13 protein-coding genes are annotated in these 13,840 nt (G+C 41.8%); 11 read left to right on the top strand and 2 right to left on the bottom strand.

All coding sequences use genetic code 11. The features are described 5' to 3' along the window. Positions 1–87 precede the first annotated feature (87 nt). From thpR to NST12_RS12515, 4 genes are all read left to right on the top strand, one after another. A complete protein-coding gene (thpR, locus tag NST12_RS12530) occupies positions 88–678 on the top strand; it encodes an RNA 2',3'-cyclic phosphodiesterase (protein ID WP_244878007.1) in 591 nt (196 codons plus the stop codon). After that, on the top strand, positions 662–1,657 hold the full coding sequence (locus tag NST12_RS12525) for an NERD domain-containing protein (RefSeq protein ID WP_270583289.1): 996 nt from the start codon (positions 662–664) through the stop codon (positions 1,655–1,657). The genes thpR and NST12_RS12525 overlap by 17 nt, the downstream gene beginning before the upstream one ends. A gap of 314 nt (positions 1,658–1,971) precedes the next feature. After that, entirely contained in the window at positions 1,972–4,113 is a 2,142-nt protein-coding gene (gene pulA / locus NST12_RS12520; protein WP_341101408.1) for a type I pullulanase, read from the top strand. A gap of 584 nt (positions 4,114–4,697) precedes the next feature. Further along, positions 4,698–5,471 carry a phosphotransferase family protein gene (locus NST12_RS12515; RefSeq protein ID WP_048624514.1) on the top strand — a complete coding sequence of 258 codons (774 nt, stop codon included), beginning with the start codon at positions 4,698–4,700 and terminating at the stop codon, positions 5,469–5,471. Positions 5,472–5,476: 5 nt separating this feature from the next. Here the strand turns inward: NST12_RS12515 and NST12_RS12510 are convergent, their stop codons facing one another. Then, positions 5,477–5,755, bottom strand: coding sequence for a YtzH-like family protein (locus NST12_RS12510; RefSeq protein ID WP_003355696.1), 279 nt, complete (start codon positions 5,753–5,755; stop codon positions 5,477–5,479). Between the two features lie 113 nt (positions 5,756–5,868). On the opposite strand from NST12_RS12510, the gene trmB reads away from it, so the two are divergent. Beyond that, positions 5,869–6,540, top strand: a complete 672-nt coding sequence (gene trmB / locus NST12_RS12505; RefSeq protein ID WP_048623851.1) for a tRNA (guanosine(46)-N7)-methyltransferase TrmB — start codon at positions 5,869–5,871, stop codon at positions 6,538–6,540. 128 nt (positions 6,541–6,668) lie between these two features. Here the strand turns inward: trmB and NST12_RS12500 are convergent, their stop codons facing one another. After that, on the bottom strand, positions 6,669–6,983 hold the full coding sequence (locus tag NST12_RS12500) for a PepSY domain-containing protein (RefSeq protein ID WP_040342037.1): 315 nt from the start codon (positions 6,981–6,983) through the stop codon (positions 6,669–6,671). 157 nt (positions 6,984–7,140) lie between these two features. Between NST12_RS12500 and NST12_RS12495 the strand changes: the two genes are divergently transcribed. From NST12_RS12495 to NST12_RS12470, 6 genes are all read left to right on the top strand, one after another. After that, positions 7,141–8,208 (top strand): M42 family metallopeptidase, encoded by a 1,068-nt coding sequence (locus NST12_RS12495; RefSeq protein ID WP_327823849.1) that lies wholly within the window; start codon positions 7,141–7,143, stop codon positions 8,206–8,208. A 121-nt stretch (positions 8,209–8,329) separates the two neighbouring features. Continuing rightward, a complete protein-coding gene (locus NST12_RS12490; RefSeq protein ID WP_048623849.1) occupies positions 8,330–8,851 on the top strand; it encodes a DUF84 family protein in 522 nt (173 codons plus the stop codon). A gap of 314 nt (positions 8,852–9,165) precedes the next feature. Then, positions 9,166–9,483 (top strand): thioredoxin family protein, encoded by a 318-nt coding sequence (locus NST12_RS12485; RefSeq protein ID WP_003355690.1) that lies wholly within the window; start codon positions 9,166–9,168, stop codon positions 9,481–9,483. A gap of 26 nt (positions 9,484–9,509) precedes the next feature. Further along, a complete protein-coding gene (locus tag NST12_RS12480) occupies positions 9,510–10,304 on the top strand; it encodes a DUF1444 domain-containing protein (RefSeq protein ID WP_003355689.1) in 795 nt (264 codons plus the stop codon). Positions 10,305–10,322: 18 nt separating this feature from the next. Beyond that, a complete protein-coding gene (ytpR, locus tag NST12_RS12475) occupies positions 10,323–10,928 on the top strand; it encodes a YtpR family tRNA-binding protein (RefSeq protein WP_327803744.1) in 606 nt (201 codons plus the stop codon). 412 nt (positions 10,929–11,340) lie between these two features. Continuing rightward, positions 11,341–13,800, top strand: a complete 2,460-nt coding sequence (locus NST12_RS12470) for a DNA translocase FtsK (RefSeq protein ID WP_048623847.1) — start codon at positions 11,341–11,343, stop codon at positions 13,798–13,800. Positions 13,801–13,840: the final 40 nt, after the last annotated feature.

Genomic DNA, 13,840 nt, shown 5'->3' with positions numbered 1-13,840 from the left:
TTTTGATACAATGTAATTATTATTTTGGGATAGTGGCTCGATTTTTAGACATCATGTGCTGGAGGGCCAATCATAGGAGTGGTGGAAGTGAAAACTCATTATTTTTTTGCTTTAAGGCTGCCTGATGAAACAAAAGAATATTTGTATTCTTGGCGGCGCCAATTTTCATTGCCGTTCAAACGTTGGGTGCACCCGAACGATTATCATATTACGTTCGCTTTTTTAGGCGACGCAGATCCAAAGCCGTTACAAGAAGCGGTGGATACAGTAAAACGGATCGTCGAAAAAACGCCGCCTTTTTCCGTGCAGATTGACTCTATCGGAACATTCGGCCGTAAAGAATCTCCCCGAATTTTTTGGGCAGGAACCAAACAGAACAACCGCCTCTTCGATATTCAAAAACAAGTATTCCAAGCTGCGAAAGAGGCAGGTTTTCAGTTGGATTCTAAACCATTCCGCCCTCATATTACGCTGGCGAAAAAATGGAATGGGGATATTTCGTTTACAGATGCAACCGGTTTTTTGTACGCCAAACCACCTTCCCATATTTTTCAAGCAGACTCAGTGGTGTTGTATCAGACCCATTTAGACCGTTCACCCATGTATGAAGAAATTGTCCGGTTTTGTTTCGAAAATAAGGAAGGAAAGGAATCGAAAGGAAATGGCTCAGTTAATTAAGCTCCAAGATTATGTGTCTCGATATCAACAAGATGTGTACCGTTACCCATCCCAATTTATCCGATTAAAAAAACAACAGTGGGACAAGTTTGTGAATTGGAGCGAAATGCAAAAACAGGAGCATGAGGGGTGGGCGCAAGAGGAATCCCTTTTTTATGAAGATGAGAACAAGGAAAAAACAAATATGTTCCATAAATTGAAAAATATGTTTCGAAAAAGGAATTTTTCGATGGATGAAGGGGAAAATGAAAAGAAAGAGTCTCCCTTTTTTCAAATGGATCTTTCGAATATGAACGAATTGGAGTTAAAACAATTTTTTCTCGATCAGCTGTTTGAATTTCAAATCAAGTGGGCAAGTTCCACTTTAACAGAAACATCATATATTGATTACAAATATTTTTATGATGAACGCTTAAAATATTTTCTGCAAAGATTTCCAGATACGTTTCTCGTCATGTATAAGCCGATATTGGCTTTGAAAAAGGCGCCGGTCGAATTGGATGTTCTCCTGTTGACGCCCACTGAACTATGGTGTCTTACTTTTTTGGAGGAGGAAAACCGGGCTGTTTATTTTGGATCATCGGATCGATTCTGGATCAAAAAAATAGGAAAAAAAGAGAAAAAAGTGTTAAGTCCGGTTCTTTCTTTGCAAAGAATGGGGGTCATCGTGTCTAAGTTATTTCGTACGTACAATGTGGATTTTCCGGTGAAAAAAGCGGTCATATCGCGAAACGGCTACATTGATTATCCATCTCCTCCTTTTGATCTCCACATTTTCGATAAAAAAAGCTATCCGAAATGGTTTGAATCGATGAGAGAGTTCCGTTCCCCGTTAAAAATGACACAGTTAAAAGCAGCCAAAACCGTTTTGGAATTTGCGGAAACCAACAGCATCAATAGGCCGGAGTGGGACGATGAGGCGGAATGGCCAGATCATGAAATTGGAATCGGAGATGAAGCAGAAGATAGAACACTTTGAAAAGCACAAAAGCTGTGCTTTTCATTTATCACCAACTGCCTGACCGTTAGATAAAATTCGATCAGAGGGGGCAAAAGCTGGATTCTTTTAGCTGTATAATCGGATCAATTTCATCATCCGGCTGTAATTTTTCAGCGTTGTATAGGTTTCTGTTGACAAGTCAGTAAAGAAAATGATGATAAAAACATTTCCACTTTCAGAGTGCTCGGATGACAAAAAGAATTTTTATAAATGAATGGGCGGCACCGTCTCCTTGGCTAATGATCCGTTAAGCGGGAGCAAGGACTGAAACAGTGGAAAGGAAAGAAGGATGTATGCTTCCTAAAAATCAATCGTTTCATGCCTACCAAGATGAGTTGGATGTCTTCACTATTTTTCTTTCATACGATTACTTTCAAGGAGAATCGTCTTCTTTTCGACTAAAAACGGAAGATGCCACAATTGACTTAAACATACTGGAGAAACTGGATTCAGAATACGGCAGAACATATCGTTGCGAATCTCCGGTGGTTCCGGTTTTCGGGAAAAGTCATTATATTTTGGATGAAAGAGGGCAAGAAACGTTATTACTTGTCGGCAAAGTTATTCGTACGAAAGAGTTCGACCAAATGTTTTTTTATGAGGGAAAAGATTTGGGAGCTCATTATACAAAGGAAAGGACCGTTTTTAAAATATGGTCGCCGGCAGCGATAGAGGCGAAAGTCCATGTAAAAAGAAGAGGGGCAATCAATTGGGAAACGTTTTCGCTCATTCGGGAAGAACGAGGAGTTTTTTCTGCTGTCGTGAAAGGCGATTGGGAACAATCTTGCTATTATTACGAAGTTTTTATAAATGGAGAATGGAGAAAAGCGGCTGATCCATATGCAAAAGCAGTCAGTCTGAACAGCGAGTACAGCTGCGTCGTCGATCTCGGCAAAACCAATGTTAAAAGAGTTTCTCCTCCGTCTTTTGGATCGCCCGTCAATGCAATCATATACGAAACATCGATTAGAGATCTCACCATTCATCCTGACAGCGGAGTAAAGAACAAGGGAAAATATTTAGGAGTTGCGGAAAAAAATACGAGAGGAAAGACGGGAGGAATAACGGGTTTATCTTATATCAAAAATTTAGGAATCACCCATATCGAATTTCTTCCTTTTCACGATTTTTACGGCGTTTCTGACGAAAAACCGGAAGAATCATACAATTGGGGGTATAACCCTCTATTTTATAACGTACCTGAAGGATCTTATGCAAGTGAGCCTCAAAACCCTTACAATCGGATTCTAGAGTTAAAGGAAATGATTGAAGCCGTTCACTCTGAAGGAATGCGAGTCATAATGGATGTTGTTTACAACCATTTGTATGAACGGGAGAGCTCCGCTTTCGAACAACTTGTTCCGGGGTATTATTTTCGTTTTGATGAAAACGGGCGGCCGTCCAATGGCACCGGAGTTGGAAATGACTTTGCTTCTGAACGTCTGATGGCTCGAAAATTCATTCTGGATTCCATTGAGTTTTGGTTGAAAGAATATAATGTTGACGGGTTTCGTTTTGATTTAATGGGTATTCTCGATGTAGAAACGATGAAAGAAGCAGTAAAAGTGGCTCGCTCTTACAAGCCGGACTGTCTTATCATCGGGGAAGGATGGGATTTGCCGACGCCGCTCGCCCGCCAGCATAAAGCTGCGCTTCATAATCAGCATGTACTTCCCGAAATTGGCCAGTTTAATGATTTTTTCCGAGACTCCATAAAGGGGGGCGTATTTCATCTTTTGGATAAAGGATTTGCTCTTGGAAAGCTGGATATGTATGAAAAAGCTTTCCATGCGGTGTGCGCAAGCATCCCTTTAGAAGGCAGAACGGGAATATTTACAGAGCCGCTGCAATCTGTAAATTTTGTCGAATGCCATGATAATCATACTTTGTGGGATAAGTTAATGGCTTGTTTTCCAAACCAAGAGAAGGAAAACCGTCGCCGCCACCTTTTAGCTACTGCTATGGTTTTGCTTTCCCAGGGGATTCCTTTTCTTCACAGCGGCCAAGAGTTTTTTCGGACAAAAAAAGGGGTTGGAAACAGCTATAACAGCGAAGATGAAATCAATTGGCTGGATTGGAGCAGGAAGGAGAATTATAAAGACGCCGTTGATTATATAAAAGGTTTGATTGAAATTCGGAAAAATCATGGAGCTTTCCGCTTGCAAACTGCTGAGGAGATCCGAAAGCATTTGAAAAAATGGACAGTAAGGGAGGGAATCGTATCAGTTTTAATGGACGACGTGGGCGGCAAGGGACCTTGGAATAAGATTCTCGTCGTGTTTTATCCGAATGAATTGTCTGGAGAAATGGCTCTTCCCGGCGAGTCTGCTTGGAAAGTGATTGCGGATGAGAACCGTGCAGGCATTCAACCAATCCGAGAAGTGGAAAAGACGCTTGTCCTTTCTCCTATTAGCTGCTATGTATGTGTTCAATAGCAGGAATCTTTTTTATCGTCTCTGTTCATGCTATGGGAAAGAATAATAATTTAGAAAGCGGCAAGTCTTTTTTGCGCGAACTTGTTTCTATTTTTTTAAATGATGAGTTTAGATCCTTTCAACACGAGGAAAGCGAAACTTCCGTCAGTGGGGACTGTTGATGGTTAGTTGGACATAACGGTCATTTTGAGGCAATTGTCCTTTAAAATCGAACCCCTATTTTGCTTGTGATGAGAAAAAGGGACCCTCTGCTTTTTCGAGCGAAGTCCATTGGTCATTGGTCGGACCATTGCCTTCGCATTGTGCTGAAGTCGTTTTGGACGGCATCTTGACGAAAACACTCGAAAGAAGATAAAATTTAAAAAGTAGTTTCAATTGAAAAGCGGATGTTGAATTGAAGGAAAGCTGAATGGAATAGAGTATGATCGTTTTACTTGGAATGATTTCATTCAGTGGTAGCTTGCCCGTTTGGATCGAACGGACGGAAAGCTTAAAAATATAGGAGAATCGGATTGCGCAATAAGATGGATAATCAATCGGGAAAAGAGCGTATGGACAAAGCTGCCAAAATAAAATTAAATAAATTGGAACATTTGTTTGATCAAGAATGGGAGATTATCCCCGCCGGAGGACTTACCGGCGAAGCTTTTTTTGCCAAGCATGAAGAACAGAGGCTTTTTTTAAAGCGAAATTCTTCGCCTTTTCTTGCTGCTTTGTCAGCTGAGGGAATCGTTCCCAAACTTGTGTGGACGAAAAGGTTAGAAAGCGGGGATGTGATTACCGCCCAGCATTGGTTGAACGGCAGAGAGCTGTCTCCTGATGAGATGGTGGACAGAAGGGTGACGAAATTACTAAAAAAAATTCATACATCTAAACCGCTTTTGACAATGCTGGAGCGACTTGAAAAGCGCCCGGTTCAGCCGGAAAAGCTGTTGCTGGAAGTCCAAGATGGAATTGACTTGAATTTGCTGCAACATCCTACCATTCAAAAAGCCTTTGAGTTTCTGCAAAAAAAGGTCAAGTTCATTCGCTATGACGATTATGCCGTTTGCCACGGAGATGTCAACCATAACAACTGGCTGCTTTCCGAAGGCAATCGTTTGTATTTGATTGACTGGGACCGCCCTCTTATAGGCGATCCGGCCATTGATTTGGGCATGCTTCTATATTGTTATATCCCCGGAAATGATTGGGAAGAGTGGCTTAGGTTGTACGGAATGGAACTGACTACTCACCTTCAATTGCGGATGAAATGGTATGTGGTGATGCAAACCATATTATCTATTCAATGGCATAAAGATAAAAGCCGTTTTCATGAAATGAACCGCTGGCTTACCTTTCTCCATAACATCTTATGATCGTGTTAAGACAATTGGTCTATATCGCTGACCCATTGAGATAAGTGGTTTTGATGGGCTTGGATGTGCTCATCCAAATGTTGTGTATATTGACCATCTTGGCTGTATTGATAAATTTCCTGCAATGTTGATTTGACACCTTGATCAACGTTTGCATTGGCCATCAACGATTTTGCCAGTCTTTCGAGCTGTTCGCATTCCGAGACGGTTCCGCAACAATCCAGTTGATGGTCGCTTAAAATATCTCTTAATAATTGTGCTTGATCCTTCCATGTTAAAGGCATGGCACTCATCCTTTCTTTCGCATCATATAAGGAATTCTCTTATTTTAGTGTCGGGAATTCTTTTTTTTTTTATGCATGAAGATTATGAACGAATAGACAGTGGGGGATTTTTAATGCGTTTACGAAACAAACCTTGGGCTAAAGAAAAAATTCGGCAATATCCACAATATGTGATTCCTGAACCTGAAAAGCAAAAAGGAAAATGGCGGGAAATGTTCGGAAATGATCAGGCGATCCATTTGGAAATTGGCACAGGAAAAGGACAGTTTATTGTGGGGATGGCTCGATTGCATCCTGATGTCAATTTTATTGGAATTGAACTGCAAGAAAGCGTGATTGTATCTGCGCTTGACAAAGTAATAGAGGCAGAATTGCCGAATGTAAAGCTGTTGAATGTGAACGCCGGTCATTTAACCGATTTTTTTGCCAATGGAGAAATCGAAAGAATTTACTTGAACTTCTCAGATCCTTGGCCAAAGAAACGACATGAAAAACGGCGATTGACTTACAAAAATTTTCTGAAAGCCTATGAGGAAATTTTGGCGGAGGGCGGCGAGATCCATATGAAAACGGATAATCAAGGATTGTTTGAATACTCGCTTGTCAGCTTCTCGCAGTACGGTCTTATTTTAAAGGATGTGAGTCTTGATCTTCACAACAGCGATTATCAAGAAAATGTCATGACCGAATATGAAGAAAAATTTTCGCAAAAAGGAAATAGAATTTATCGCTGTGAAGTGCAGTTTCCGGCAAAAAAGGCAGAGGAGAATGAAGTTTTGCTTTAAAAAGGGGCCTTAACAAAACCGAAAAAAAAAGAGATGATTTTTCCACAAATCAACTGTCCGTTTTCGAAGTGGGAAAGCGTTTTGTCAGTGCCAACGGGAACGATCGGACCGAACCCGTTGGCGAGCGATCAGGAGAGGCGATAGACGTCCATAATGGTTCCGGTGCTGGCATCGGCAATAAATTCATACTGCTCCAATTCGCCATCCCGTCTTCTGGAAATTCCGCCTTTATAAACAGTTGTGTCAATTCCAAGTTTTTGATATTGTTCCGGTTTCATTTGAATCCATGACCCTTCAATGATTCCTTCTTTGTTAAAGGCTTCTTTGACGCGGGCAAGGACCTTTTCAGCTGCAACGGTAGGCGAGGACGTTACCGCTTTTTGGGCAAACAACGCGCCTGCTGCACCGGCGACTGCACCTAATGTAAAAGACTTCCACCCAATTCTCATGAGCACACCCCCAAAAAAGTTACTATTTTCAGTATACATGAATTTGAAAAATTCGCCATATGGCAGGGGAGGCTCAATTGGAAAAGGGTTTCAAAGTTTTGTAAAATAACGATGTACATAGTTTCGCAACAACGAAAAGGAGCATGATCTCATGAATCAAGAAACGTTGGAATTGTTTCGACAATTAACCGAACTTCCGGGAGCTTCCGGAAATGAACATGCTGTACGTGCATTTATGAAGGAACAGCTTTCTCAATACGCTGATGAAGTAGTGCAAGATCGGCTAGGGAGTATTTTTGGGGTCAAAAAAGGAAACGGACCTGTCGTGATGGTAGCTGGTCATATGGATGAAGTAGGATTTATGATTACTTCGATTACGGATAACGGAATGCTCCGATTTCAGCCGCTGGGAGGCTGGTGGAATCAAGTGCTGTTAGCGCAGCGTGTACAAATTATAACGGAGAACGGACCGGTAATCGGTGTGATTGGATCCATTCCTCCCCATTTGTTAAGTGAAGAACAGCGGAAAAAACCGATGGAAATAAAAAATATGCTCATTGATATTGGAGCGGACGACCGTGAAGATGCGGAACGGATTGGCATTAAACCGGGGCAGTTTGCCGTGCCGATTTGTCCATTTACTCCATTGGCAAATCAAAAGAAAATTTTAGCAAAAGCTTGGGATAATCGCTATGGATGCGGGCTTGCCATCGAATTGTTGAAAGAAGTAAAAGATGAAACGCTTCCTAATACGCTTTATTCCGGAGCGACTGTTCAAGAAGAAGTCGGCCTTCGAGGTGCGCAGACAGCTGCCAATATGATTAAGCCGGATGTTTTCTTTGCGTTGGATGCAAGTCCCGCCAATGATATGTCCGGAGATAAAAATCAATTCGGCCAATTGGGGCAAGGGGCTTTGATTCGTATTTATGACCGGACGATGGTAACTCATAGAGGAATGAGAGAATTCGTTCTCGATACGGCAGAATCGAATCAAATTCCTTATCAGTTTTTTGTTTCACAAGGAGGGACGGATGCCGGAAGAGTGCATTTGTCCAATGAAGGCGTCCCTAGTGCGGTGATCGGAATTTGCTCCCGCTATATTCATACGCATGCCTCGATGATTCATATAGATGATTACCAAGCTGCCAAAGAATTATTGATTAAGCTAGTTCGTTCATGTGATCAATCAACGGTTGAGGCCATTCGGAATAACGGGTAATGGAATATTGGAATACATTCCATCCGTGAATGGATTTTTCTAAAAAGATGTGACAGCCGGAACGGAAAGGTTTTTCATTTATAGAGAAAGTGGTTTGATTGAGACAGAGGGAGTGCTATCCATGAAAATAGCCGTGGGGTCAAAAAATGCAGCAAAAATAGCTGCCGTGAAAGAAGGAATTCAATTTATACGACTGAGTGCCGAAGTGCTATCGGTTGACGTCGAATCGGGTGTAAGCAATCAGCCTTTTTCGGATGAGGAAACAATAAGAGGGGCCATTCAACGAGCGGAAAGATCGCTGTTGGCGGAAAATGCTGATGTCGGAATCGGTTTGGAAGGCGGCGTAACGGAAACGCCGCATGGTCTTTTGCTTTGTAACTGGGGAGCTCTGGCGGAAAAAGGAAAAGAGTCCCTCGTGGCCGGAGGAGCTCGGATTCTCTTGCCGAAAGAGATTGCCGAAAGATTAAGAGCGGGGGAAGAGTTGGGACCGGTGATGGATGAATTTTGCCGCAGAAAACAAATCCGTGAAAAAGAAGGAGCTGTAGGCATCTTTACTAACGGGCTTGTCACAAGAAAAGACATGTTTTTCCATGTGATGAAGCTGCTCCTCGGACAATGGCTGTACCGAAAGAATGAAAGGTAAGATCTTATTCTTATAAGGATATAGCCATTGAAGCCCCCGGTTTGTTTGTTGAAATAAATTTTTGTTTTTTGGGTAACTCTTGGCAGGTTTTCGAATTTCAAGCAAAAGAGATCTTTGCTTGTCGATCAGAACAAAGCGCTCGGTGGCTTTAAAAAACGAATGAAGTTTTTTTCGGCATGGTGAGCGCTATTCTTCATTTTACTGGGCAGTTTATGATAATCTTATGATAGATTGGGATGTATCTTTCTCTGTGTGTTTTTAAAGGATTCGATTTCCAATATTTATTAAATGAGAATGGTCAGGAGGAATAAACGATGCAAGAATTAAAATCAATAGAACAATTTGAAGAACTTAAAAATAACGGGAAACACATTTTTCTTTTTTCAGCAGAATGGTGCGGAGATTGCCGCTTTTTGGAACCTTTTCTTCCTCAAATTGAAGCAGAGCACCCGGATTATACGTTTGTCCATATTGACCGGGATGAATATATCGACCTTTGCCAACAATTAGACGTTTTTGGAATTCCTAGTTTTATTGCTTATGAAGACGGAAAAGAGCTTGGAAGGTTTGTCAGCAGAGACCGTAAAACAAAAGAAGAAGTGGATCAGTTTATTGACAGCCTCCAAAAATAAGTTCCTTTGGACAGGAGGAAAATTCATTGGACAGTAAAGCGCTGCGAAAGGAATTGGAAAAACGATTAAAATCAGAAAACCGCCTTTTTACATTTGATCGGGAAAAAGATGTTTTACGAATCGAGGACAAGGAAACGAGAAAAGGGGTCAATGTTTCACTCCCTCCCATTCTAGGCAGATGGGAAACAATGAAAGAGAAAGCAATCGATGAGGTTGTTTACTATGTCAATGAAGCGCTGGCTGTCATGGGAAAAGAACCAAGCTTATCGGAAAGAGAAAAGTACATTTATCCGGTTATTCGCTCCACATCTTTTCCAAAGGAAGCGAAAGAAGGCGTACCTTTTTTGTATGATGATCATACGGCCGAAACAAGAATATATTATGCCCTTGATATGGGGACTACTTATCGGTTGATTGATAAGGAACTGTTGGAAAAGGAAAACTGGGATGCCAGAAGAGTGAGAGAGACGGCGAAATTCAACGCCCGCTCCCTTTCTACTTCCGTTAAAAAAGATGAGGTAGCGGATAATGTTTTTTATTTTTTAAATACAAATGACGGTTATGATTCAAGCCGAATTTTAAACGAAAAATGGCTTTCTGAGATGGAGGAGAAAGTTGAAGGTGTGATGACTGTCTCCGTGCCTCATGCAGACGTGCTGATCATCGGGGATATCCGCAATGAAACCGGATATGACATATTGGCTAATATGACGATGAGCTTTTTTGCCAACGGACGGATACCGATTACGGCTTTGTCATTTTTGTATGAAAATGGCAAGCTGGAACCGATTTTTATTTTAGCCAAAAACAAAAGAAAATGAAGGGATGGAAGATCGTAAGTGAACGTATTTTATAATCGAAAAGGTGTAGGGGATACTCTACTAATATCGATCAAAGATTTTCCGCAAGAGGAAATTGCCGTAGACGTGCGAAAAGAAGCGGCCAGAATTTATCATGAACCAACCAATGAAACGGCTGGTTATAATATTTTTCATATATCCAAATTCCTGGAAATTGAAGGTAATGGCCCCGTCGACATGAACGAAGACCTTCTCGGCAAAATCAACCGGATTTTGCAGGAGTGCGGTTTTGATGAAACGTTAGAAGGAGATTTTTCTCCTAAATTTGTGGTAGGATATGTGAAAGAAAAGGAAAAGCATCCTAATGCAGATAAATTGAGCATCTGCCAAGTCGACGTAGGAAATGAAACATTGCAGATTGTATGCGGAGCACCTAATGTGGAGGCGGGCCAAAAAGTGGTTGTCGCCAAGATCGGCGCTGTCATGCCAAGCGGAATGGTTATAAAAGATGCGGAGCTGCGAGGAGTTCCTTCGAAAGGCATGATCTGTTCGGCTCGCGAGCTTGAGCTGCCGAATGCTCCTAAAGAAAAAGGAATTTTAGTTTTATCAGATGAATATGAAGTCGGCCAGCCGTTTTCCTTTTAATGGATAATGGCCGGTGAATAAAGATGTGAACAAGGGTTTGGTTCTTTCAACCTTTATAGGAAGATGATTGTATCCTATTAATGGTTGTAGAAGGATCGGACCCTTTATTCGTTTCAATGGATTTCTTGTTGTGGATATTGAAAGGATCGGTTGAAAAGTGAGCAACGAGTAAAGATTGGATGGTATTTCTGCAAAAATGATTTTCCGAGATTTTCAGTATAGAAAGATCTAGGTGGAGTCTGTTCTGGCTGGTTTGCCATTCCCTTAGGGAGAAAAGCCCAAAGCCTTCATCGATGAAAAGAGGCTTAAGAATATTTGTTGTTCTTGCATTTTCAGCCTATTTTCCTCTCGAATTTTTCTATTTAACTGTTAAAATAGAAATGATTCTTTAATAAAGAAAGAGTGGTAAACTTTGAGCTGGCTGAAACGATTTATGAAACTTTTTATAGATGAAGAAGTAGTAGAAATTGAAGAGAGCGATTCTCCGCATGTACCGCGGCAGGTACCAAAGGAACGAACAGACAATCTGAAAAAAAATCCAATAAAGCCGGTGCGGGAATTGAAAACGAGAATCGCTTACCATTATCCGCAAAAACCCCTATCTTTGCCTACTGTGTCGGAGAAAATAGAAAGAAAAACGCTTGAACGACATAATCGGCATCGGAGGAATGAGCCGATCAAACCGGAACCAAAACCAACAACGGAGAACTTAAAGAGTGCTTCTTATCATGTGTCGAGCGAACGGAAAGGCAACCGTCCTTTTCGACCAACGAATATTCCGTCTCCTATTTACGGGTATAAACGTCCGTCAGAAGCAAGCCAAAGCGAAGTTGTAGAGTACGAGTTGAAAAATTCTTTTGTGGAAGGAGAAGTGTCAGGTCACACAGAGACGCTAAAAAGAAAGAATGAGAATTTTGAAGAGCAGAAAGAACGAAATCAGACTTTGGCTGTTCCGTTTAAAAACGAAGAAAAACAGGCCGAACCTTCTGGAAAAGAACAGGTTGCGGCAGAAAAAGAACAGGTAATCCTTGAAGAGAATCATCTGAAAGACGAAGCGGCTTCCAATGAATTTTCTCATTTGGAAGACTCCCCATTATCAACAAAACAATCATCACAAGAAAACGATTTTCCTACGGTAGAAGAAGCGGTAACAGAAGAATATGAAAATGTAAGAAAAATGGAACCAGTCGAGGAACAGAATTCTGTTGTCCGGGAATTGGACACTAGTAAGGATTCGAATCAAGAACAGCGATCGGAAACTGTTTCTGAAAGGGCAGACGCAGACAAATCGAATAAATCACGTCCGCATCTCCCCTTTAATGTGCTAATGCTTAAGCAGGACAAACGGAATTTAGAGAAGAAAAATATCGCGAACAATCGGAAACAGCCGGACATGGCTCCTCATATCCATAAAGTGGAAAAGGGACAAGCGGAGGAGAACATCGAAAAAGAAACTGACCATCAGCTGCCCGATATCCGTTTTTTGACTCCGCCGGCTGAAAAAAAAACGAATGAAGCATGGATACAACAGCAAATTCAATTATTAAACGATACGCTGAAAAACTTCCGTGTACGCGCTAAGGTGGTGAATGTCACGGAAGGACCGTCTGTCACCAGATTTGAAGTACAGCCTGAACCAGGGGTGAAAGTGAATAAAATTACGAACTTGTCGGATGATATTAAGTTGAGCTTGGCGGCCAAAGATATTCGGATAGAGGCGCCTATCCCGGGAAAACATACAATCGGAATTGAGGTTCCGAATAAAGAAAGCCGCCCCGTATACTTAAGCGAAATTATTATGAGCCCTTCATTCCAAAACAGCCAATCTCCTCTCACGATTGCGATGGGACTGGATATTTCCGGCCAAGCGGTTGTGGCTGATTTAAAGAAAATGCCCCATGGATTGATCGCCGGCGCAACCGGCTCTGGAAAAAGCGTCTGCATCAATTCCATATTGATCAGCCTTTTGTATAAAACGACTCCTGAAGAATTGAAACTGCTATTGATTGATCCGAAAATGGTTGAACTCGCGCCGTACAACGGCATTGGACATTTGGTCAGCCCGGTTATTACGGATGTAAAAGCAGCTACCCAGGCGTTAAAATGGGCGGTGGATGAAATGGAAAGGCGGTATGAATTATTTGCTCATGCTGGTGTTCGAAATATTGAACGGTTCAATCAAAAAGCGTTGGAAGCAAAAGAAAAGCGTATGCCTTATATCGTCATTGTGATTGATGAATTGGCTGATTTAATGATGATGTCTCCCGCTGATGTCGAGGAAGCGATTTGCCGAATTTCCCAAAAAGCGCGGGCATGCGGCATCCACTTATTGGTAGCCACTCAGCGGCCGTCCGTCGATGTGATCACCGGGTTAATTAAAGCCAATATTCCTACTAGAATTGCCTTTTCCGTTTCCTCTCAAGCGGATTCACGAACGATTTTGGATGCCGGGGGAGCTGAAAAATTGTTAGGAAAAGGCGATATGTTATTTTTGGACAACGGAACGTCAAAGACGGTGCGGCTTCAAGGCAGCTTTGTTTCTGATGGGGAAATCGAAAGAGTGGTTTCCTTCGTGAAAGAACAGTGGGAATCCGATTACTTGTTTGTTCAAGAAGAACTTGTTCAAAAAGCCAACTTTCTGCAAGATGAAGATGACTTGTTTAAGCCGGCTTGTGAGTTTGTCGTCCGCCATGGCGGTGCTTCCGCTTCTTTATTGCAAAGACATTTTCGCATCGGCTATAATCGCGCGGCTCGGCTGATTGAAATGATGGAAGAACAAGGAATCATTTCGGAACAAAAACCCGGCAAGCCCAGAGACGTTTTAATCACGGAAGAAGATTTTGAGGATTTAAAGGAATCCAGCCAATTCTAATGCGTGCTTTCAAAACAAAAAAGCGGCTCATTTGCGATGA

Source organism: Bacillus sp. FSL W8-1127 (genome assembly GCF_038006725.1).
GTDB lineage: Bacteria > Bacillota > Bacilli > Bacillales > DSM-4216 > Bacillus_O > Bacillus_O smithii.
The sequence above is the reverse complement of the archived record's forward strand: the minus strand, read 5'-3'. Positions and strand labels throughout refer to the sequence as shown.

Coding starts and splice junctions, on each gene's coding strand:
- NST12_RS12525 (WP_270583289.1), top strand. CDS start 662: ATGGCTCAGTTAATTAAGCTCCAAGATTATGTGTCTCGATATCAACAA.
- pulA (WP_341101408.1), top strand. CDS start 1,972: ATGCTTCCTAAAAATCAATCGTTTCATGCCTACCAAGATGAGTTGGAT.
- NST12_RS12510 (WP_003355696.1), bottom strand. CDS start 5,755: ATGCCTTTAACATGGAAGGATCAAGCACAATTATTAAGAGATATTTTA.
- trmB (WP_048623851.1), top strand. CDS start 5,869: ATGCGTTTACGAAACAAACCTTGGGCTAAAGAAAAAATTCGGCAATAT.
- NST12_RS12495 (WP_327823849.1), top strand. CDS start 7,141: ATGAATCAAGAAACGTTGGAATTGTTTCGACAATTAACCGAACTTCCG.
- NST12_RS12490 (WP_048623849.1), top strand. CDS start 8,330: ATGAAAATAGCCGTGGGGTCAAAAAATGCAGCAAAAATAGCTGCCGTG.
- NST12_RS12485 (WP_003355690.1), top strand. CDS start 9,166: ATGCAAGAATTAAAATCAATAGAACAATTTGAAGAACTTAAAAATAAC.